Origin of the sequence: Rhizobium indigoferae, assembly GCF_034554815.1 — a bacterium.
GTDB classification, from domain to species: domain Bacteria; phylum Pseudomonadota; class Alphaproteobacteria; order Rhizobiales; family Rhizobiaceae; genus Rhizobium; species Rhizobium leguminosarum.
Genome location: NZ_CP140636.1, coordinates 129526 through 151143, shown reverse-complemented (window position 1 = coordinate 151143; position 21618 = coordinate 129526). Strand labels below are relative to the sequence as shown.

Here is a 21618-nt window from a genome sequence, read left to right as displayed (position 1 = left end):
TTAAATGTCTTTTTGCGAAAGCTTGATCTGTCGCTTCAAGGCGTCGCTTAGAGCGTGGGCGGCAATCGAGAGTGGCGTCCCGACCGCCCTCGCCAATCCGAATTCCTGGGTCGCGCGTGGCACGAAAGGACGGTGAACCACCGGCAGGTGGCGATAGAGATTCGCATAAAAGCTGCTGATGATCGTGACCCCAAGGCCATGCGCGACATAGGAACAGGCGGAACTGTTGGTATGCGTTTCGATCTTGACGATCTGCTTGATGCCGGCCCGCCGGAAGGTCTGGTCGAGCGCCATGCGGTTCGGCCGTTGGCGGCCAATCAGAATGAGAGGAACGTCGCGCAAATTCCTGACCGTGATTTCCTCCAGTTTCGCAAGAGGATGATCCTTTGGAACGACGCAGACGCTTTCGCCGGTCGCGACGCGCTCGACCTCGATGCCCGGTCCGCTCTCGCCCTCCATGCGTAGAAAGCCGAAATCGATCACCCGCTGCTCGACGAGCTTGTTGATCGCGGTCGTCGTCTCGAAGAAGGTTTCGATCCGCACACCGGGGAAATCGCTGATGTAATCGGCCAGCATTGCCGGCGCGAAATGCTCCCACATGCTGCTCGGCAGGCCGATGCGGACGATCTCCGGGCCGGCGGCGCCGCTTCTTAAGTCCTCCGCATGGCCCGACATCCGATCGACCGCAAGCAAGATGTTCTCGGCATCGCGGGCAAGAAGCAGGGCCTCGGGGGTGGGGACGAGACGGCCTTTGTCGCGCACGAACAGCGACATCGAAAGGTCCGCCTCGAGCTGTTGCAAGAGGCGGCTGACGCCGGATTGACTGAGCCCCATCGTCTTTGCCGTGGCAATCGTCGATCCCGTCGCCAGAAGCGTGCGCAGGACTTCCAGTTGCTTGATATTCATGCGTTTTCGATCCCCCGGGACGGTTCATACACCGTCATCATGCCCAGTCCGAAATGCTTTGAAGGAAGAGGCCGGCTGCCTTAGGCATCGGAAATTTCTCTCCGCTGATCAGCGCATAGGCAACCGGCAGTTCCGGTTCGAGCGGAATGAACTGCAGCGGCAGCGTCGCATATTCACGGGCGATGATCTCGCCGACCAGCGCAATGCCGAGCCCCTGGGCGGCTAGCGCACAGGCACTCGCCACCGAATGTGCCTCGAGCAAGGGGCGTTGACGGATGCCGGCCTTGTAAAACAACGCCTCCAACTCATGGCGAACCGGTCGCTCCCTATTCAGCATGATCAGATCCTGCCCCTTCAGGTCGCCGACAGACAACAGGCGGCTGCCGGCCTTGGGATGATCGTTGTGCAGGGCGCAAATGATCCGCGACGACAGGATCTTCTCCTGTTTCAATCCCGGGCTCATCAGCGGCAGACGCGCGAAACCGAGATCGGCCTCGCCGTCGGCCACCATCCGTTCTATTGCGAGATAGCTGCCGGATGCGACTTCGACGCGCATCGGACCATTCGCGGCGAGAAAGCTCTTCACCAGCTTCGGAATGCGCGTCGAGGAAAGGCTGGCGGGAAAGGCGAGCCGCAGCATGATCTCGCGCGATCGACCGCTCTCAAGCTCCATCGCCGCCGTTTTCAAAGCGCGTAGCCGGTCGGAAATGGCACGGATTTCCGGGCCGAGCTGCAGCCCCTCGCGGGTCGGTTGAAGCCGGTTCTTTTCCCGGTCGAAAAGCCGGACGCCGAGATAGTCTTCCAGTTGCTGCAACAGGCGGCTGGCGTTCGATTGCGAGATTCCAAGCTCGACGGAAGCGGCGATCGTCGAGCCCGTGGCGGCGATGGCGTCATAGGCCTCGATATGCTTCAGGCTGATTGCCGCGCTCGTGTCTCGCGCCATTCTATCTCCAATGTCGATAGCCCTACCCGCAAACCGCATAAGATTGCGGACCTGCGGAAAGTTGAACATTTTCCGCTGAGAACCAAACTCACGGAAAGACTTTCGTCAATGGCCACCATTCTCCGGAAGATCGCGGGACAGGTCCTGTCGCGAACGACGTTCTCAAACCTCGCCATGGACCGGGCAAGAGATGCTGCGGTGGACACCATCGGCTGCATGATTGCAGGCAGCGGCGATGAAAGCGTTGCCGCGCTCACCCGCGCCTTCGACGGGGAAATCGTCGGAGGCGGCGAAGCGCGGCTCGTCACCGGCGGCTCCGCCTCGCCCTCGCTCGCCGCACTCATCAACGCAACGGCGGCTCATGCGCTCGATTTCGATGACAATTTCCATCCGGCGAGGGCGCATGCTTCCGCGGTGCTGGTGCCGGCGCTGCTGGCGGTTCTGACGAGCGGCAAGGTGACAAGCGGAAGACGGTTTCTCGAGGCCTATCTGGCCGGGCTGGAAGCGCAGGCGGCGGTCGGCTTCGGCGTCAATCCGTCTCACTACAACAGGGGCTGGCACGCGACGGCGACGGTCGGCAGCATTGGGGCTGCGGCTGGCGGGGCACGGCTTCTCGGTGCCGGCGAAAACGGCTTAGTCGCGGCCATGAGCCTCGCGACGAGCTTCGCCTGTGGCCCGAAAGGGCAATTCGGCACGACCGCCAAACCGCTTCACGCCGGCATTGCAGCGCGCAATGCCGTGGATGCGGCGCGCATGGCGCTTGCGGGCATGAGTGGGCGGCCGGATATCCTCGAGCGGCCGCAAGGCTTCCTCGACCTTTACGGAGGCGATGATGCCAAGGGTTGGGAAGGCCTGACATTTGACGAAGAGCATATCATCGAAAGCCGGGGTGTGGTCACCAAGCGCCATCCTTGTTGCGCCTCCACCCATCGCTCGATCGACGCGCTTCTGGATCTGAAGCAGGAGCATGGGCTTTTGGTGGGCGACATTGCCAGGATCGAGACGAAAGTCGGGATATCCGCTGTCCGCAACCTCGCTTATCCCGACCCCGCCGACGAGATGCAGGCCCGCTTCTCGATGCAATATTGCCTGGCGACAGCTTTCGTCAAAGGCGCTCTTAGCCTTTCGGACTTTACACGGCAGGAGATCGGACGGCCGGAAATCCGGGAATTCATGCCGCGCATCGAAATGCAGTCCTATTCGGCCGATGAGGAAAAGGGCGTGGAGCGCCTGCCGCATGTCGTCACGGTCACGATGCGCGACGGGCGCATTTTGAACAAGTCCCGCTTGCATGCGAAGGGATCGCTCGAAGCGCCGATGAGCGTTGATGAACGTGAAGTCAAGTTCATCGACTGCTTGCGCTGGGGAAAACGGAATGTGTCCGGCGCCTCTTTCCTGCAGCTTCGCAGGCTTGCCGATTTGGAAAACCTGTCCGGCGACGATCCTTTCTGGAGCCTGATCACAGACCGTCAGTCGCCTTGACAAGCCACGGGCACGGATAAACGGCGGGGAAAGCCTCCCCGCCTGCAGCATCGTCTAAGCCAAGCCTTCTCAGGCGAGGTATTTCGTAAACCAATCGACCGTTCGCTGCCAGGCGAGCTTGGCTGCCGCTTCGTCGTAGCGGGGCGTGGAATCATTGTGAAAGCCGTGATTGACGTCAGGATAGATGTAGGCCTCGAATGTTTTTCCCGATGACTTCAGCGCAGCTTCATAGGCTGGCCAGCCTTCGTTGATCCCTTTGTCCAGCCCGGCATAATGGAGAAGCAATGGCGCCTTGATCTTCGGCACGTCTTCGGCGCGCGGCTGCCTGCCGTAAAAGGGCACGGCTGCGGCAAGTTCCGGATAGGCGACCGCCGCAGCGTTGGCAACGCCGCCGCCATAGCAGAAGCCGGTGATGCCGACCTTGCCGGTGGTGAGATCGCTGTGCATCAAAAATTCGACCGCCGCGAAGAAATCGTTCATCAGCTTTTCCGGGTCGACCTTCTGCTGGAGCTCCCGCCCCTTTTCATCGTTGCCAGGATAGCCTCCGACCGAGGTCAGGCCATCCGGCGCCAACGCGATGAAACCCGCCTTTGCCACGCGCCGCGCCACATCCTCGATATAGGGGTTCAGGCCCCTATTCTCATGAACGACCACCACGGCCGCGATTTTGCCGGCGGCCTTTGCGGGGCGGACGAGATAGCCGCGGACATCTCCATTTCCTTTCGGCGAAGGATAGGTGATGTATTCGGCTGATATATCGGGGTCAGTGAACTCGACCTGGGTCGCCAGCGCATAGTCAGGGCTCAGTGATGCAAGAATGGCGGCTGCCGTCACGCCGCCGACAGCGAATTTGCCGGCCCGGTCGAGAAACTCGCGCTTGGTAATTCTCCCGTGCGCGTAATAATCGTAGAGTTCGAGAAGTTCCTGAGGGAAATCCTTGGCTGTCATACGTGTCATGATGGCTCCTCCTTGCCTCCGGTTGTCCCCCATCCTACACACGCAAACTCGCGGCTCTTTTCAACATTTCGCGAGTTCCGCGTGAGCTTGCCGGGACGATCGGCGGCTGCGCCAACAGGCGCTAAATTCGCCGCCCCGGCTTCAAGAGATGCGCACTATTCCCTTTGGCAATCGGCGTCCGGCCGGTTGCAGCCATCAATCGACCGCCGGCTACCGATCTATGAAAATTAATTTCATACTCGCGCTTTGAGGCCCGTTTTCTATTGACGCCTCCCGATTTTTGTCCCAACTTAAAGAAAATAAATTACTAAATGGGAACTTGATCGGCATGAAAGTGGGAATCATCGGGCTAGGATTCCGGCTCGGCTATCTCGGCTATGTTTTCAAGGCAATTGATAGCAGCTTCGACATCGTAGGCTATGTGGATCCGGAACCTGCCGGACTTCCCGGATTGACGGAAAAGGGAATTTCAGTCGGCAAGGCCTATGGCTCGCCGGAGGAACTCCTCGCTTCCGAAAAGCTCGATCTGCTGATGATCGGCTCTCCCAATCACCTGCATCTCGATCATATCAGGCTCGGACTTCAAGCCGGCCTCAAGGTCTTCTGCGAAAAGCCGATCGTCACGACCATCACAGAAAGTATCGAGCTTGCCCATCTGATGGCAAAATTCGGCCACGAGCGGCTGATGGTCGGTCTCGTCCTGCGCTATTCTCCTCTATATAAGGATCTGCGCGCCATCCAGGCCGAGGGCAAGCTTGGCCAGATCGTGTCGATCGAGGCCTCCGAACATATCGAGCCTTATCATGGCGCCTTCTTCATGCGCGACTGGCGCCGCTATGAGCGCTATTCCGGCAGCTTCATGCTGGAGAAATGCTGCCACGACCTCGATCTCTACAATGGTGTCGTCGGTGCACGGCCGGAGCGCGTTGCAAGTTTCGGCGGCCGCAAGAGTTTCATTCCGGACAACGACCCGGCGCGCGAGGGTATCAACGACCTCGAGCTTTTCCACCGCAAGCCGAGCGGATGGATGGGGTCGGACAAGGTCTTCGACAGCGACGCCGATATCATCGACTATCAGGTCGCGATCGTCGAATATGCCAATGGCGTCGGCATGAACTTCCACACCAATCTGAACGTGCCCGACCAGTTCCGCCGTTTCGCCATCATGGGCTCGCGCGGCATGGCCGAAGGCGATTTCGTTCGCGGCTATCTCGACGTGCACGAACAGCTGACCGGCAACAAGGTGGTCGAAAACAAATATGCCGCCACGGAGCTGTCCCAGCATTACGGCGCCGATGAACAGATGGCGAGCGACCTGCTTGAAAGCGTGCGCACCGGGCTCGAGCTTCCTGTTTCGACGCTGAATGCGCTCGAAGCCGGCATCCTCGCCTTGGCGATGGACGAAGCGAGGATGAAGAAAATGGTCGTCGATCTCAGACCCGTCTGGGACCGCTTCGACGAAGCCCTTCACGCAAGAGCGGCTTGAGGAGGTCGGCAAGATGAGTGTTCAAAGAAGCACGGTCATCTTCGCCTGGATCCTTCTTCTTCCGGCTGTCCTTTATGTTCTCGCGATCGTCGCCTACCCGCTGGTCGACACGTTCATTCTCTCCTTCACCGATGCCTCCCTCAAAAAGACCACCAATTGGGTCGGCTGGATCAATTACGAGAAGATCTTCGATGCGCGGTTTGCGGAGGTCATCTTCCGTACCTTCATCTGGACGTTCTTCTCGGTCGCCTTGAAAATGGTGATCGGCACGTTCGGTGCGACCATGCTGAATGCCGCGGTGCCCGGCCGCTCATTGTTCCGGCTCTTGACCATGCCGCCATGGATCGTGCCGATGGCGATCGGCATCTTCATGTGGGGCTGGATGTATAATGGCCAGTTCGGGATGATATCGGGCATGTTGCAGCGCTTCGGTCTCGTCGACGGCCCGGTCGCCTTCCTCGCCTATGGAAGCACGGCCTTCTGGGCCACGATCATCACCGACGTGTGGATCGGCGTGCCGCTGGTGACGATCTATTTCCTGGCGGCGATCCAATCGATTCCGAAGGATCTCTACGAGGCCGCCTGGACCGACGGCGCCGGTCGTTGGTATCGCTTCCGCCGCATCACGCTGCCGCTGATGGTTCCGGCGATCATCACCATGTCGATGCTCTCGCTGATCGCCACCTTCAACTCCTTCGACATCATCTGGATTCTGACTCAGGGCGGACCGAGCGGCGAGACGACGACGATGATCATCGATACCTATCAGACCGCGATCGGCTCGAAGAAATACGGTGAAGGTGCAGCGCGCGCCGTTTTGATCTGCATCTTCCTGTCGCTCTTCTGCTTCGCCTATTTCCGCGTTACCCGCCGCCTCAATCCGGAGAAGCGCGCATGAGCAGTGCAGCCATGATCGACCGTTATCGCTGGTGGGAAATCATTCTGATTTATTGCGGCATCGCGCTGTTTCTTTTCTTCGTGCTGTCGCCCTTCGTTGAAGGTTTCCTGGTTTCACTGAAGCCGCTCAGCCAGCTCTTCTCCTCGCCCTACCGCTTCTGGCCGGAGAACGGCTCGTTCGAAGCCTACCGAACGATGTGGATCAGCGTGCCGGGCTTCGGGCGCTATATCTTCAACTCGTTCTTCATCTCGATCATTGTCACGCTGATCGTGCTTTGCCTCGTCATTCCGGCCGCCTATGCTTTCGCGAAGTTCGAATTCAAGGGCATGGGGATCCTGCTCGGCGCATTCCTGACCGTGAACATGTTCTCCGGCGCCGTGCTGTTGATCCCGCTCTTCCGGCTGATGCGCAGCATGGGTGTGCTCAACACCTATCTCGCGATGATCGTGCCGGGCGTCGCCTTCCTGATCCCTTCGGCGATCTGGCTGCTGCGCACCTACATGATCCGTATTCCGCAGGAGCTGAACGAAGCGGCCTATATGGATGGCGCCAGCCATTTCTACACGCTTCGCCGTGTCATCCTGCCCATCGCGATGCCGGGGATTATCGTCGTCGCCATAACCACCTTCATCGGCGCTTACGCCCAGCAATTCATCTTCGCGCTGACGTTCAACTCGAAGACCGAATACATGCCCTTGCCGGTGGGGCTCTTTGCTTACTTCGGCAAGCAGGAGGTCATCTGGAACGAACTGATGGCGGCTTCCTTCGTCGGTATCGCGCCGGCGATGGTCGTTATCTTCTTCCTTCAGCGCTACCTTGTCGGCGGGCTGACCGCCGGTGCGGTGAAACAATAAGACCAAAAAACGAGTGAACAGCTAACACAAGAATGGGAGTCACGACGTGAGCATTACCATCAAGACAGGCCTTATGGGGCTCGCTTTGCTCGGTTCGACGGCATTGACCACAGTCACTGTCCAGGCGGCCGACAAGGAAATCAGTTGGATCTATTGCGGCGACACGATCGACCCGGTCCACACCAAATACATCAAGCAGTGGGAAGAAAAGAACACAGGCTGGAAGATCGCTCCTGAGGTCGTCGGATGGGCGCAGTGCCAGGACAAGGCAACGACTCTCGCCGCCGCCGGCACGCCGGTGGCGATGGCTTATGTCGGTTCGCGCACGCTGAAGGAGTTCGCGCAGAACGACCTCATCGTTCCGGTGCCGATGACGGACGACGAGAAGAAGACCTACTATCCGCACATCGTCGACACGGTCACCTTTGAGGGCTCGCAGTGGGGCGTTCCGATCGCCTTCTCTACCAAGGCGCTCTATTGGAACAAGGACCTCTTCAAGCAGGCCGGCCTCGATCCCGAGACGCCTCCGAAGACCTGGGCTGAAGAAATCGAGATGGCAAAGACCATCAAGGAAAAGACCGGCATTCCGGGCTTCGGTCTCTCCGCCAAGACCTTCGACAACACGATGCACCAGTTCATGCATTGGGTTTACACCAACAACGGTGCGGTGATCGATGCCGACGGCAAGGTCACGCTCGACAGCCCTGAGATTCTTGCTGCGCTGAAGGCCTACAAGGATATCGTTCCCTACTCCGAAGAAGGCCCGACGGCCTACGAGCAGAACGAAGTCCGCGCCATCTTCCTCGACGGCAAGGTCGCGATGATCCAGGCAGGCTCGGGTGCGGCCGACCGCCTGAAGAAAACGAAGATCAGCTGGGGCATCACGACACTGCCGCTCGGTCCCGACGCCAAGGGCCCCGGCACGCTGCTGATCACCGACAGCCTGGCGATCTTCAAGGGTTCAGGGGTCGAGGACAAGGCGACGGAATTTGCCAAGTTCATCACCTCGCCCGATGTGCAGTCCGAATACGAACTGCAGGGCGGCGCCGGCCTCACTCCCCTGCGTCCGTCCGCAAAGGTCGACGAGTTCGTCGCCAAGGATCCTTACTGGAAGCCCTTGATCGACGGCATCAGCTATGGTGGTCCCGAGCCGCTCTTCACCGACTATAAGGGCTTCCAGAACTCGATGATCGAGATGATCCAGTCCGTGGTGACGGGTAAGGCCGAGCCGGAAGCGGCGCTCAAGAAGGCTGCTGGCGAAGTCGAGGCGTTCAAGTAAGCTTTTGGGCACCTTGGGATCGCGGACGGCAACAGCCCGCGATCCCTCCCCTACAGCGCCGCGCGTCTTTTCGAGAGCCGCAAGGGAACGCTGTAACACTTTGAATTGCTGCATAATTTCATCTCTAAATCGAATCCGATTTAAGGAATATGCAGGAACGATGATCGAATGTGCGACGAAGGCCGCCGGTGGAGACAGATTTTTGGGACAGCTCTTTCTCAACAAAGTTCAGAAGTTCTATGGCGACTACGAAGTTCTGAAGGGCGTGCAGCTCGATGTGAGGAACGGCGAGTTCGTCGTCTTCGTCGGCCCGTCAGGCTGCGGCAAGTCCACCTTGCTGCGCATGATTGCCGGTCTCGACGCGACGAGCGCGGGCGACATCGTCATCGATGGTATCAGGGTCAATGACCTGCCGCCGGTCAAGCGCGGCATCGCCATGGTGTTCCAGTCCTACGCGCTCTACCCGCACATGACGGTCTTCGAGAACATCGCCTTTCCGCTTCGCGTCGAAAAGATGGAGGAGGAAAAGCTCAAGGCCAAGGTGGAAAATGCAGCGCGCATCCTTCACCTCGAACAACGGCTGCAGCAGAAACCCGGCATGCTGTCCGGTGGCCAGCGCCAACGCGTGGCGATCGGCCGCGCCATCGTGCGCGAACCGAAGATATTCCTGTTCGACGAGCCGCTCTCCAACCTCGACGCAGCACTTCGCGCCGACATGCGCATCGAGCTTGCCAAGCTGCACAGGCAGTTGAAGGCGACGATGATCTATGTGACGCACGACCAGGTCGAGGCGATGACCATGGCCGACCGTATCGTCGTGCTGGATTCCGGCGATATCTCCCAGACGGGGGCGCCGCTGGAGCTTTATCACAAGCCCAGAAATCAGTTTGTCGCCGGCTTTATCGGCAATCCGAAAATGAATTTTCTTCCCGTGACCTGCAAAAGCGTCAGCGCCAATGGCGTCGAGGTGGAGTATCAGGGCCAGACAGCCCTGTTGCGGGTGACGCCGCGCGATGGCATGACCGGTAAGGCTTTGACGCTCGGCATCCGGCCGGAGCATATCCAGCTCGGCGGCGGCGATATCGTCTTTACCGTGACGCCGACGGTCATCGAGCGCCTCGGGGCCAATACTGTTGCTTACGCCTCGCTCAACGGCGAGGCCGAGAATTTCTGCGCCATGCTGCCCGGCAGCGTCGGCATCCGCGCGGACGCGCCGGTTGCGACCGGCATCAATGCCGTCGATTGCCACCTGTTCGACGAGGCGGGCGTAGCCTTCGAGCGGCGCGTGGAGCTCACCGAAATCGATATGAACGTGATCAATCCGACGGCAGCTTGAACCGACTGGTTTCGTGTCGGCGGTTCGTCCTGCAGGGTCGAGTCCAGGGGCGATGAGACGCGAGGCAATTACGGCTGCCGGCCGGCAGATATTACCTAGCCGGGGAATTTCACGAATCCCTATGTGCAGACGTTCCCTGGGGCGAACTTCCCGACCCGCGCTACTCGCCTATGCTGGAAAGCAATTCGTCGAGCTGCTCCAGCTGCTCCGGCAATGCGGCCGCCGAGCCCTGTAGTGCTTCCTCAAGCGCCTCCTTGGACGGATAGACCTCGTGGTATTTCAGTAGTGTCCTTCCGCCTTGGTCCTCGAAGGTCACGGTCGTGATCGCGCCCTCTTCGCCCTCGTCGTTGGTCCAGACGATGCGCTCGTTCGGCACCACCTCGAGATACTTTCCATAGAAGGCCATGGTGTCCGAACCGCCGGAGCCGAATTCCAGCCGATATTTGCCGCCGGTACGGACGTCCATATCGCACGATACGAGCGAAACGCCGGATACCGATTTTGGCACCCACCAGCGTTGGAACAGCTCGGGCTGGCTCCACGCCCTGTAAACCGTGCTCGGCGGCGCATTGAATGTCCGCGTTACGACGAGTTCGCGATCCCCCCGGCGCTCGACTGACGTGCGGTTCTGCGCACCACCTGCAATGTTAACTTGAGTCATCGCTTCCCTCCCGTTTCATTTCGCTGATGATTTCGTCCAATGCTTCGAAGCGGGCTTCGAAGAGCTTGCGATGCGCCTCGATCCATTCGGCCTCCGCCTTGAGGCCGCGTTTCCCGAGCTTGCAGGTTCTCACCCGTCCGACCTTCTGCGTGACGACGAGCCCCGCCCGCTCGAGAACCTGGACGTGCTTCTTCATGCCTGTCAGCGTCATCTGGAACTTATCCGCGAGACTGGTAATCGACGCGTCCCCTCGCCCAAGCTGATCGATGATCCCGCGGCGGGTCGCATCGGACAGCGCCGGAAACGAGAGGTCGAGGGGAGGACTTAGATACTGAACCATCTAGTTCAGTGTTTAACCTGCTTGCGCAGGAAGCGCAAGTGTCCCGAAATTTTCATGCCGTAGACCGGTCATCCGAGGTCATGCGCCGCGGCGGCGGCAGCAAAAAATCGTCTGCGTGGGTCAAAAGCGGACCTGCGAGCCGCTGATGAACGAATGTCAGCATTCAACGCCTGCTCTCCGAAAGCAGTCCGCCGCGCGCACGTGTTCTGATACTCGTTGCTGATACCGATACCTTCGGCGATCAGGGCCACTTCGCCCTCAACCCGAACCGGCTCCTACCAGACGAGGCCGCGGGCCGCGACCTCTTCGACGCGGGTGACGATGCCGCCGCGGTGGAAGACCATCGTATCGAACAGGTTGGACACCACGCAGGTGTGGTTCGGGATGATGAAGAGCTTCTCGCCGATCTGCGGCCGGGGGCCGGCGCAGTTCGAAAGGTCGATGACGCCATGCTCTTCCGAGAGGCTGCTGATCCGTGCCTCGGGATAACCGACGATCAGTCCGTAATCGCTAAAACCCTGAAGATCCGATGTCAGAGCCTTCGAGCCGGCATCGATAACGGCGCGGTCGGCGTTTGGCCGCGACACGACGGTTGCCAGCACATGCATGGCGCAATCGTCCTCGGTGCAATGGCCCATGCGCACCATCTGGCGATCATTGTAGATATAGGTGCCGGCGCGGTGTTCCGTGGCCGAGGTGACGAGATGCGCCTCGAAAAGGCTCGGCGTTCCGCCATTGCTGACGATCGGGCAGTCAATGCCTTCCGATGTCAGCTGTTGCAGCGTTTCGGCGATGAAGGCTTCCACGGCGGCCGCCGATTGCGGCTTCGGGTAGGTCACGATGCCGCCGAACACCAGACCGTCGGCAGCGGCAATGCGCTTGGCGAGCGAGGCCGCCTCTCCTGATGTCTGCACGCCGCAGCGGCTGCCGCCCGTATCGCATTCGACCAGGACCGTAAGCGGCTTGTGGCCGGAGAAATGCGCTGCGAGCCCGTCGACCGTCACTTCGCTGTCGGCGACGACCTTGAGGGCGGAAATTCTGTCGTTCAACTTGGCCAGGCGCTCGAGTTTCTGTGGTCCCAGGATGTTGAAGGTGATGAGGATGTCCTCGAAGCCGGCAGCGGCAAAGACTTCGGCTTCCGTCACCTTCTGGCAATTTATGCCCTTGGCGCCGGCGGCAACCTGCGCGGCGGCCAGGGCCGGGATCTTGTGGGTCTTGATATGCGGGCGAAAATTCAGCCCGTGCTGATCCATATAGGATTGAACGCGGCTTATGTTCGCTGCCAGCCGGTCTTCGTCGATCACAGGACGCGGCGTCGAGAGATCGGCGATCCTGTCTCCTGCCTTGGCGACGACGGCAAACCTGGCATCAGGCATCTAGGCGGCTCCGCGTTCTGTTCCATGTGGATCGGCGACGATCGGCCATATGGTCTTCGGTGCCCGCTGGTACGGCGTCGTCGCCGGATTATTGGGATAGGGCGTTCCGGCAGAGCAGTAAAGGATTTCCGCCGCAATCTTCGAGAAGGAGGCGAAGAAGTGGTTGGTGGATTTGATCACCAGGATCTTCTGCCTGGCGGGATCGATACCCATCACCGAAAACAGGCTCGGGTCGAAGCTTTGGGCGCGAGTCGAATTGAGGATGATGTCGATGCCGTTGAGGACGATATGTGCGGCATCGCCGAAAGGTGCGAGGCTCTCGCCGAACTGCATCTCGGCATTGTTCACCAGCTTGACGACCTTCACGGTGCCATCGATGGGATTGCCGGTGCCGGGCGCCGACTTGGCGCCGAAGCGCAGCGGAATTTCTGCCCCCTCGCCCGCTGCAAAACAAATCTGGACGGCCACTGGATCCCAGATGGTGCCGATCGCAGCACTGGTGACGCCGCGGGCCATGAGCTCCCCGAGAATGACAGTCGCATCGCCTGCCGTGCCGCCGCCCGGATTATCCCAGACGTCGGTAATGACAACAGGCCATGCGGTGGCGGTCATCGCGCGTGAGACGGCTTCCTTCTCGTCGATCTGCGGGACCATGAAGGTGCCGCGCTTCGAAAACAGCTCCAGGCCGAGTTCGCGCGCCAAAGCCGCGCCCTTTTCCGGCTTATTATCAGTCACGACAAGCAGCTTCGTTCCCATTTCAGGAACGTCGCCCACCATGAAGCCGTGGACCACCGAGATCGACAGGACGTCCGGATCATCCTTCTCGATCTGCATGATCTTGTCGACGAAGGAGCGCATGGGCTCGCGCGATGTCGGGAAAACGTCGATCATCCGGCAGTCGAACACCGACATATCAGGCTTGACCCGGCCTTCGAGCGTTTCGACCGCGATGCGCCAGAGGTCCTCGGCGCGGTCGACGAAGTCGGTATGCGGAAACTCCTTGAAATAGACCGCGAAATCGAGTGCAGCGACCCGTTTTGCCGTGAGATGGCTGTGCGGATCGAGCTCGGCGCAGATGAGCACATCAGGCCCGACGATCTGGCGGATGCGCGAGAGAAGATCGCCTTCCGTATCCTCGTATCCGGCCGCCACCATGGCGCCGTGCAGGCCCATGACAACCGCGTCGACAGGCATTGCCGCGCGGAGTTGACCGAGAATTTCGTCACGCAATTCCTCGTAGGTCGTCCGGTTGACGAGGCCTGCGGGGTCGGCCCAGGTGGCGGTTCCTTCGATCAGCTCCCAACCCTTTTCAGCAGTGACGCGCCTTCCGACGGTGATCGGCGCGGTGCAGAGTGTCGGTGTTTCGGGATGTTGGCCGGGCGGGGCATAAAGCGACGCTTCGAATGCGCGACGATCCACGCAGATCGGGGAAAAGGTGTTGGTCTCGGTCGCCAGTGCTGCCGTGAAAATGCGCAAGAAAGTCGCCTTCGTGTTGTCGACCCCGCGTCAACCCATCGGGTTCGGCAGGTAGCCGGTGAAACCTGAGATTTTCCAGCGTCCTTGGTGAAGCCTGCAATAATAGAGCGTCTGCCATTGCATGACGTCTCGGGTACCGTCAGGCTTGGAAATGCCGCCGTCGAATTTCTTGCGGACGAGCGCCATGTCGCCTTCGATTTCGATATCTTCCAGCGTCGTCGTGTTGAAGATCGCCGTGCGCGCATCTTCCGCGAAACTCTGTTTGGCGAAATCCTCCGCCTGCCTCAGCCATTCCTGGCGATAGGCAGACAGTGTCGGAAATGCGAGGCGCCACTTGTCGGGGCTGACTTCCTTTTGGCCATCGATGCCGATGAAGCCCTCTTCCACGAAGTCATGTTCGACCATCGACCAATCGGCGGCCAGAAATGCATCGATATCGCGCGGAACGAGCATCTCCCAGATAGCGCGCCGGGCGCTGTCGGACGGGAAAGGATTCTTGAAAGGATCGCGCATATCTGCCCCAGATTGAAATTCTTTTCATAAATTGTGTTTTTCACTGGTCAAATTCTGCTTTCTATGGTCACTTGTCAACTTATCAAGAAAATAATTTGCAAGGACTCAGCATGCCCATCAAGCGCTATGGCACTGTTCAAACGGGCGCCGGCGGCAAGGCGCTGCCTTTCGCACGTGCGGTCGAAGCCGACGGATGGCTGTATGTTTCCGGCCAGGTTGCGATGGAAGATGGCGAAATCATCGACGGCAACATCATTGCTCAGACCCACAAGACGATTGCCAATGTCCTGGCGATCCTCGATGAGGCCGGTTACGGCGTCGAGGACGTCGTGCGCGTCGGCGTCTGGCTCGATGATCCGCGCGACTTCTGGACCTTCAATAAAATCTATCAGGAGTATTTCGGCGAACATCCGCCGGCGCGCGCCTGTGTGCAATCGTCGATGATGGTTGATTGCAAGGTTGAGATCGACTGCGTGGCCTATAAGAACAAGGATAAGTAGAGAACCATCGGGGGGACGGGCTTGGATATCTTTTCAACGCTGCAGGAAGACAAGAGCCGGCTCTCTCCCTCCGAGAGCCGCATCGCGGAGATTATTGTCAACGATTTCGAGTTTGCCGTGAATGCCTCGATCATCGAACTCGCGGAGCGGGCCGAGGTATCGCCGCCGACCGTCACCCGCTTTTGCCGACGGCTCGGTTGCGAGAGCTTTTCCGACTTCAAGGTGCAACTCGCCCGCACCGCCCATATCGGCGTTCGCTATCTGAAACCGGAATCGAAAAGCACCGATCCGGCCGATGTCGCCCAGGATATCATCACCAAGGCCCAGAACGCACTCTTTCTCCTGCATCGGTCGCTCGATCTTGCCGCGATCGAAGCCGCCGTTTCGCATATCGCCAAGGCCGATATGATCTATGCGTTCGGGTCGGGCGGCAATTCGTCGATGATCGCAGATGAACTTCAAAACCGGCTCTTCCGTCTCGGGCTTCGCATCACGGCAAGTTCCGACCACAGCATGCAGCTGATGATGGCCGCCGCGGCACGGCCGGGCGACGTATTGATCGGCTCGTCCTTCTCCGGGCGCAATATGGAGCTGGTGCGGGCCTTCGAGCTTGCCCGCCAGACCAAGGTGAAGACGATAGCGCTCACCCAGACGGCCAGCCCGGTTGCCAAGGCTGCCGAAATCGTCGTGCCGATCGACCTTCCCGAAGGTAACAATATCTATCGCCCGACCTCCACGCGCATCGCCTACATCGCGACGGTCGATATCCTGTCGAGCCTGGTTGCCTACGCCGTTCAGCCAAAGGCGACGACCACGCTTCGGCGCATCAAGCAGCAACTGGTCATTCACCGCGACGGCGACGACCGGCAATTGCTTGGAGATTGAGGTTCATGTAGGGGAGCGACAGAAAATGACGCAGTCGATAGCCATCGTTACAGGCGCTGCCGGCGATATCGGCGCGGCGATCGCCGCGCGGCTCGCCGATGACCACGACGTCGTGTTGCTCGCCGACATCGATGCCGCGGCTGCGGCTACCGTGGCGTCGAAGCTCGGGCCGGACAACCGCTTCGTCGCCGTCGGATGCGATGTGACCAGCGAGACGAGCATTGCCGAATTGGCAACACGCGCTGCGGAGGCCGGTGTGGTTCGAACCCTGGTCAACAATGCCGGTGCCGCCCGCGCCACCAGCCTGCACGAGACGACGCCCGAGATCTGGCGGGCGGATAATGCGCTCAATCTGGAGGCTGCATTCTTATGTTTCCGCGCATTCGAGCCGATGCTGAAGGCCTCGAAGGGTTCCGTCGTCAATATCGCCTCGGTCAACGGCATGCATGTCTTCGGGCACCCGGCCTATAGCGCCGCCAAGGCAGGCCTTCTGCACTTCACCCGACTGGTCGCCGTGGAATACGGCAAGTTCGGCATCCGGTCCAACGCCGTCGCGCCCGGCACGGTGAAGACGCAGGCCTGGGAAGCACGCGCGGCAGCCAATCCGAATGTTTTCGAGGAAGCACGCCGCTGGTATCCGCTGCAGCGCGTTGTCGATCCGAAAGATGTTGCCAATGCCGTGGCCTTCCTTGCCGGTCCCCTGGCTGCAGCGATCACCGGCGTCTGCCTGCCTGTCGATTGCGGCCTCACGGCCGGCCAGGCCGAGCTCGCGCGAACCTTCTCGCAATCGGAACATTACTGAAACCTAGAGCGGTTCAACTTTTCATGGAACCGCAGAACCGCTTTAACTTTTTGTTTTTACCCAATTCCGGACAAAAAACCACTTCGCACTTTTCCTGGAATTGCTCCAGAGGAAGACGAGAGGAGCAGGTTGTGAAGCCGGCTTACTTCTGATCGATGACCGCATGAGCCGACTGTTTCCCGACGTCTTCCGCAATCCGTCGATCCGCGCCAGCATGATCGCCATTTTCACCTTCGGAATGGCGGGGGCGATGACCGCACCCTATCGTTCGGTCGTGGGTATCCGCGAATTGGGCTTGAGCGACGGCCTCTATTCCTTCCTGAGTTTCATCTCGGCGGCGGTGAACGTCGTCATCAGCATCCTGCTCGGCAATCTCGCCGACCGGCTTGGCGAGTACCGGTCGACGATGATCGGCGCCTGCCTCTTCGGCATCGTCGGCTACGGCATGGTCTACGCGTTTCCGACTGCGGCCATATTCGTCATTAGCGGGTTGCTGCCCCTGCCGATCTACGGGGCGCTGAACTCGCTACTGTTTGCCAATGCGCGCGCGGCGATGCACGGCATGAACCGAAGCGACATGGTGACGGCCAACTCGGGTGTGCGCGCCATGATCTCGCTGTCCTGGGTGCTGATCCCAGGCATCACCGGCCTGCTGCTGTCTGGCGCATCGAGCATGCTGCCGGCCTATCTTTTTGCCAGCATCTCATGCCTGCTCTGCCAGGGGATCATCGTCTTCGCCCTGCCGAAGCGGACGGGAACGGAGATGGCGGCGGCTCATCATCTCAGCTATCTCGGCGCGCTTCGCCAGGTGGTTTCGCCGCGCATCTCGGCGCATATTTGCGGGGTGGCGCTCATCACCAGCACGCTGCATCTCAATGACGCCCTTCTGCCGTTGATCGCCACTGGTGCTGCGCATGGCAGGCTGAGCGACGTCGGCATTCTCGTCGGCATTGTCGCATTGCTGGAAGTCGTCTTCATCATCGTCTGGTCGCGGATTGCGCGCAAGGCCGGCCAGATGACGGCGCTTGCCGCCGGTACCATCATCTATGCCGTGTTCCTCAGCCTGCTCGGCTTTGCCTCTGAGCCGTGGCACCTCTACGCGCTCACCTTGCTTGCAGGTATGGGAGCGTCGGCAATCATCAGCATTCCGATCACCTATCTGCAGGATCTGATCGCCGACCGGCCGGGGCTCGGTAGTGCGCTGATCTCCGTCAATATCTTTGCCAGCGCCGGGATCGGTGCGCTGGTCTTTGCCGCCGGCACCTACGTGACAGGTTATTCGGGAACCGCGATCCTGAGCGCCGTCACCGGATTGGCGGGGATAGCGATCATCGGCCTCCTGCATAGAGGCAAAGACCGCTAAAGCGCGTCGCGATCTTTCAGATTCGCTTGTCGCGCTTTGGGTCTTTGTTTTTACGCATGTCGTTGTCGCAACACCGCGCCACAGTTTTGCGCGACATGCTTAGTCCAGGGACGTGACGAAGAATGTGGCTTTCATCGGTGTTCGTCTTGTGACAAGGGTGACGCACCATTTCTTTGAAGGCGACATGAAGGCAATTTCCGGCACGAATCTCGAGCAGGCCAAGTCTCACAACCGGCGTGTGGTGATCGAGGCTGTCCGCACGAACGGTCCCTTGTCGCGCGCAGCGATCGCCCGGATGACGGCACTGACTGCTCAGACCGTGTCCAATATCGTCGAGGAACTGGAGAGATCGCACCTTCTCGTCCCGTCCGAGGCGCAGAAGCTGGCGCGCGGCCAGCCGATCATTCCCTACACCATCAATCCGCGCGGCGCCTATTCGATCGGCCTCGAACTTGGCCGCCAGCGCGCCAGCGGAGTTCTGACGGATCTCTCCGGCGCGGTTTGCGCCCGCATCGAGCGGCATGTCGAACATCCGGATCCGCAACGGGCCATGCCGGCGCTCCAAGCCATCGTCGAGGATCTTCAGCAGGTCTTCGCATTCGACCGGAACCGGCTGCTCGGCGTCGGGATGGCCCTGCCCGGCCGCTATGCCGATGGCGGCACCACCTCTCTCAGCCCGCTGAATCTGCCCGGCTGGCAGGGTTTTCCTGTCGGGCACGAGCTGGAACAGCGGGTGAAGGTGCCGGTGCTGGTCGAGAACGATGCGACGGCAGCAGCGATCGGCGAGCGTCTTCACGGTGTCGCCCGCGGTTTGGGCAGCTTCGTCTATCTCTTTCTCGCCGGCGGCGGTGGCATCGGCGCCGGAATGTTCCTCGACGGCCACCTCTACAAGGGCAGCCGCAACAATGCCGGCGAGATCGGCCATATCATCGTCGAACCGCAAGGCAAGCTCTGCAGCTGCGGCAAGCGCGGCTGTCTGGATCGCTACGTCTCGCCGGCCGTTGCCTACGAATTCATGGGCATTGCCAACGCCGAGGAGCTTTCGCCTGATGATCTTGATGCGCTGATCGCCAAGGGCGGCGAAGGTCTCGACGCCTGGCTGGATCAGGCCGTCCAGCCGCTGCGGCAGACCGTCGACTTTCTGGAACTGGCCTTCGATCCGCAGACCATCGTGCTTGGAGGCAGCATTTCGACATCGCTGATGCTTCGGCTTGCCGAGCGGCTGGAGCCGCTGCACACCCCGATCGACCCCAACCAGAAGCGGACATTGCCCCGCGTCATGATCGGCATGACCGGCAAGGATACGGCGATCCTCGGCGCCGCCGCCCTGCCGATCTTTTCCGAAACCAATCCGCGCTTCGACGTCCTGCAAAAGCCGCTCGGCTAGAGCAATTCCAGCAAAAGTGCGTAGCGGTTTTGCGTCCGGAGTTGCGTGAAAACAAAGAGATAGAGCAATTCCGTGATTCGGAGAAAAACGGAAAGGCTCTAGCACACCTCGTCACGGGAGATTGCCGAGGCCGGCGCCTCATCCGGCTGCCGGCAGCCTTGCATCTGCCTGCGGCGGGCGACGGACTAGAGGTCGCGCAAAGATGACCACGTTCCCGAGAAGCGTCAGCGCCAGGCCGATCAGGCCCAGACCGCTCCAGTGGTAGCCCTCGAAGACCGTCGACAACGACAGGGCGACGATCGGGAACAGGACGGTGGCATAGGCAGCGCGTGAGGAACCGATGCGGGACACCAGCATGAGGTAGGTGGTGAAGCCGATCACCGATCCGATCGCCGCGAGATAGAGCAGGGCGGCAAGATACGTGATGTTAGGCGGCGCCACGATCGGCGTTTGCGTCACGGCAATCAGGAAGAGGAGGACGATCGCGCCATAGGTCATGCCCCAGGCATTGGCGGTCAGCGGTGAGATTCCGGCCGCGCTGTTTCGGCGCGATGCCATATTGCCCAGCGAGAAGAACAGCGTGCCAAGCGCTGCGAGCCCGATCCCTTTCAACGTGCCCATATCGAAATCGACGACAACGTCTTGTCCGAAAAGCAGGAGGAGGCCGGTTGCTCCGAGCGCGGCTGCGAGAAGCGTGCGGCCTGTAATGCGGTCGCCGAAGAAGAGGCGCGCATTGACGGCATTGTAGATCGTTGCGAGTGAGAAGATCACGGAGATTAGCCCGGACGGGATAGAGGCGGCGGCGTTGTAGAAACAGATAAAATTGAGGCTGAACAGGCAGAGCGCCTGCGCAAGGATGAAAGGTTGATCGCGCAAGGCAGGGAGCTTGAGCCGCCGGATGACAGCCAGGATGGCGACGAGGATCACTGCTGCGACCGCAAATCTGTAAAAGACCGAGACCAAGACCGGCACGGGACCGACCTGCATCGCAATGGCGATCCAGGTCGTCCCCCATATGAGGACGGTTGCGATGAAGAGAGCGGCATTTGCCATGGAGTGATCCTCGTTTTCCCGACCATAGGCGAACCGTGAGCAGGCCTCTTGCAGATTCTTGCTATCAAATCGATCTGCCCGGACTTCCGGCTCGCCATGCGGGTCGTCCACCGGTATTGTTCGCGCGGCATGGTCAGGTGTGGGGAAGAATTGGTGAAATATAGTCACCCCTCGGTTTTCGGGTTTTTGTCAGCATCTCCCACTGCGCGGATGTCACAGTCCATCGATTTGGGGTTCGGGCGATCAGCTGCCATCTGGAGCAATGCACACGACAGGATGAGCTATCAGCGGCCGAACGGTCATACGTTCAGTCTTTATCTCAAAGGCGGCGCCGGAACGCGTCGTCTAGATGGCAGCCCCGCCGCGCGCGGTCGTCCGGGAGTGCTGTGCATCATGCCACAGGAGCACTCGTCCGAATGGGAAATCACCGACTTCTCTCAATTCGTCCATCTGTATGTTCCCGACGACCAGATGCGCCGGATGTTTGCGGAGACGTTTGACCGCGATGCTCGGCTCATGGCTCTTCCCGAAGTGACCTTCGCAGATGCACCCGCCTTAGCACGCACGCTTTGGCAGATGACGCAAGCGATGGTGGCGGGCGGTCATCTGCAGGCTGAAGAAGCGATGGCACAGACGATCAACGATTTCTTCGTCGATCCTCGTTATGGAGGGATGCGTCCCTGCGCGATCAACGGCGGGCTCGCTCCTCATGTGCGGCGCCGGAGTCTGGAGTATATCGAGGCCCATCTCGGTGAGACAATCCGATTGCAGGATCTGGCTGCGATCGGGCAGCTCAGCGCCTTTCATTTTCAGCGGATGTTCCGGGCAAGTTATGGTGTGTCCCCGCATGGCTGGGTCGCTCACCGGCGTGTCGAGCGCGCCAAATCGATGTTATCAGGCATGGACCCGATCGCGCAGATCGCTTCGGCCTGCGGCTTCAGCAGCCAGAGCCACATGACACGGGCATTCAAGTTGGGCACAGGCGTCACACCCTCTGCCTATCGGCAACGACAGTGAAAAGCCCCTTCGCTCGACCGCCCTTCTCTTTTCCGAAACCAATCCGCGCTTCGACGTCCTGCAAAAGCCGCTCGGCTAAACCGAGGGCTCTTCGGCCTTCCCGG

At 60.1% G+C, this 21618-nt stretch carries 21 protein-coding genes; 12 read left to right on the top strand and 9 right to left on the bottom strand.

The annotated features are described in order from the left end of the window. Together U5G49_RS24550 and U5G49_RS24545 are read right to left on the bottom strand one after the other, a co-directional pair. Nucleotides 1–906 (bottom strand): LysR family transcriptional regulator, encoded by a 906-nt coding sequence (locus U5G49_RS24550; RefSeq protein ID WP_193444076.1) that lies wholly within the window; start codon nucleotides 904–906, stop codon nucleotides 1–3. Between the two features lie 37 nt (nucleotides 907–943). After that, nucleotides 944–1918 carry a LysR family transcriptional regulator gene (locus U5G49_RS24545; protein WP_193444073.1) on the bottom strand — a complete coding sequence of 325 codons (975 nt, stop codon included), beginning with the start codon at nucleotides 1916–1918 and terminating at the stop codon, nucleotides 944–946. A gap of 39 nt (nucleotides 1919–1957) precedes the next feature. Between U5G49_RS24545 and U5G49_RS24540 the strand changes: the two genes are divergently transcribed. Beyond that, nucleotides 1958–3331: an MmgE/PrpD family protein gene (locus tag U5G49_RS24540; protein WP_193444071.1), complete on the top strand. Its 1374-nt coding sequence runs from the start codon at nucleotides 1958–1960 to the stop codon at nucleotides 3329–3331. A gap of 69 nt (nucleotides 3332–3400) precedes the next feature. Here U5G49_RS24540 and yghX read toward each other — a convergent pair whose 3' ends face one another. Then, nucleotides 3401–4288 (bottom strand): YghX family hydrolase, encoded by an 888-nt coding sequence (yghX, locus tag U5G49_RS24535; protein WP_193444069.1) that lies wholly within the window; start codon nucleotides 4286–4288, stop codon nucleotides 3401–3403. A 328-nt stretch (nucleotides 4289–4616) separates the two neighbouring features. Between yghX and U5G49_RS24530 the strand changes: the two genes are divergently transcribed. From U5G49_RS24530 to U5G49_RS24510, 5 genes are all read left to right on the top strand, one after another. Continuing rightward, nucleotides 4617–5774 (top strand): Gfo/Idh/MocA family protein, encoded by a 1158-nt coding sequence (locus U5G49_RS24530; RefSeq protein ID WP_018448632.1) that lies wholly within the window; start codon nucleotides 4617–4619, stop codon nucleotides 5772–5774. Between the two features lie 13 nt (nucleotides 5775–5787). Continuing rightward, complete coding sequence (locus tag U5G49_RS24525) at nucleotides 5788–6672, top strand: carbohydrate ABC transporter permease (protein ID WP_018448633.1); 885 nt, start codon at nucleotides 5788–5790, stop codon at nucleotides 6670–6672. Continuing rightward, the gene (locus U5G49_RS24520) at nucleotides 6669–7526 is read left to right on the top strand and encodes a carbohydrate ABC transporter permease (RefSeq protein WP_018448634.1); all 858 of its coding nucleotides are present in this window, start codon (nucleotides 6669–6671) and stop codon (nucleotides 7524–7526) included. Before U5G49_RS24525 ends, U5G49_RS24520 begins: the two co-directional genes overlap by 4 nt. 73 nt (nucleotides 7527–7599) lie before the next feature. Further along, complete coding sequence (locus U5G49_RS24515; protein WP_018246089.1) at nucleotides 7600–8805, top strand: ABC transporter substrate-binding protein; 1206 nt, start codon at nucleotides 7600–7602, stop codon at nucleotides 8803–8805. Between the two features lie 202 nt (nucleotides 8806–9007). Then, nucleotides 9008–10141, top strand: coding sequence for an ABC transporter ATP-binding protein (locus U5G49_RS24510; RefSeq protein WP_246288885.1), 1134 nt, complete (start codon nucleotides 9008–9010; stop codon nucleotides 10139–10141). Nucleotides 10142–10301: 160 nt separating this feature from the next. On the opposite strand, the gene U5G49_RS24505 is transcribed toward U5G49_RS24510, so the two are convergent. The 5 genes from U5G49_RS24505 to U5G49_RS24485 form a co-directional block, all read right to left on the bottom strand. Continuing rightward, nucleotides 10302–10802 carry an SRPBCC family protein gene (locus tag U5G49_RS24505; protein ID WP_113543217.1) on the bottom strand — a complete coding sequence of 167 codons (501 nt, stop codon included), beginning with the start codon at nucleotides 10800–10802 and terminating at the stop codon, nucleotides 10302–10304. After that, a complete protein-coding gene (locus U5G49_RS24500; protein ID WP_193444065.1) occupies nucleotides 10789–11142 on the bottom strand; it encodes an ArsR/SmtB family transcription factor in 354 nt (117 codons plus the stop codon). The genes U5G49_RS24505 and U5G49_RS24500 overlap by 14 nt, the downstream gene beginning before the upstream one ends. A 275-nt stretch (nucleotides 11143–11417) precedes the next feature. Continuing rightward, entirely contained in the window at nucleotides 11418–12518 is a 1101-nt protein-coding gene (locus tag U5G49_RS24495) for a D-TA family PLP-dependent enzyme (protein ID WP_113543216.1), read from the bottom strand. Continuing rightward, a complete protein-coding gene (locus U5G49_RS24490) occupies nucleotides 12519–13994 on the bottom strand; it encodes a M81 family metallopeptidase (RefSeq protein ID WP_113543215.1) in 1476 nt (491 codons plus the stop codon). It lies immediately after the preceding gene. 30 nt (nucleotides 13995–14024) lie between these two features. Beyond that, on the bottom strand, nucleotides 14025–14507 hold the full coding sequence (locus tag U5G49_RS24485; protein WP_193444063.1) for a hypothetical protein: 483 nt from the start codon (nucleotides 14505–14507) through the stop codon (nucleotides 14025–14027). Nucleotides 14508–14617: 110 nt separating this feature from the next. Between U5G49_RS24485 and U5G49_RS24480 the strand changes: the two genes are divergently transcribed. The 5 genes from U5G49_RS24480 (at nucleotide 14618) to U5G49_RS24460 (ending at nucleotide 19444) form a co-directional block, all read left to right on the top strand. Then, nucleotides 14618–15007, top strand: coding sequence for a RidA family protein (locus tag U5G49_RS24480; protein ID WP_193444061.1), 390 nt, complete (start codon nucleotides 14618–14620; stop codon nucleotides 15005–15007). Between the two features lie 21 nt (nucleotides 15008–15028). Then, entirely contained in the window at nucleotides 15029–15892 is an 864-nt protein-coding gene (locus tag U5G49_RS24475; RefSeq protein WP_130767099.1) for a MurR/RpiR family transcriptional regulator, read from the top strand. Between the two features lie 25 nt (nucleotides 15893–15917). Next, nucleotides 15918–16694: an SDR family oxidoreductase gene (locus U5G49_RS24470; RefSeq protein ID WP_193444058.1), complete on the top strand. Its 777-nt coding sequence runs from the start codon at nucleotides 15918–15920 to the stop codon at nucleotides 16692–16694. Between the two features lie 163 nt (nucleotides 16695–16857). After that, nucleotides 16858–18057 carry an MFS transporter gene (locus U5G49_RS24465; protein WP_193444056.1) on the top strand — a complete coding sequence of 400 codons (1200 nt, stop codon included), beginning with the start codon at nucleotides 16858–16860 and terminating at the stop codon, nucleotides 18055–18057. Between the two features lie 184 nt (nucleotides 18058–18241). Continuing rightward, complete coding sequence (locus tag U5G49_RS24460; RefSeq protein WP_193444054.1) at nucleotides 18242–19444, top strand: ROK family transcriptional regulator; 1203 nt, start codon at nucleotides 18242–18244, stop codon at nucleotides 19442–19444. Nucleotides 19445–19582: 138 nt separating this feature from the next. Here the strand turns inward: U5G49_RS24460 and U5G49_RS24455 are convergent, their stop codons facing one another. Further along, on the bottom strand, nucleotides 19583–20497 hold the full coding sequence (locus tag U5G49_RS24455; RefSeq protein ID WP_193444052.1) for a DMT family transporter: 915 nt from the start codon (nucleotides 20495–20497) through the stop codon (nucleotides 19583–19585). A gap of 276 nt (nucleotides 20498–20773) precedes the next feature. Here U5G49_RS24455 and U5G49_RS24450 point away from each other — a divergent pair, with 276 nt between their 5' ends. After that, the gene (locus U5G49_RS24450; protein WP_183620066.1) at nucleotides 20774–21514 is read left to right on the top strand and encodes a helix-turn-helix domain-containing protein; all 741 of its coding nucleotides are present in this window, start codon (nucleotides 20774–20776) and stop codon (nucleotides 21512–21514) included. Nucleotides 21515–21618: the final 104 nt, after the last annotated feature.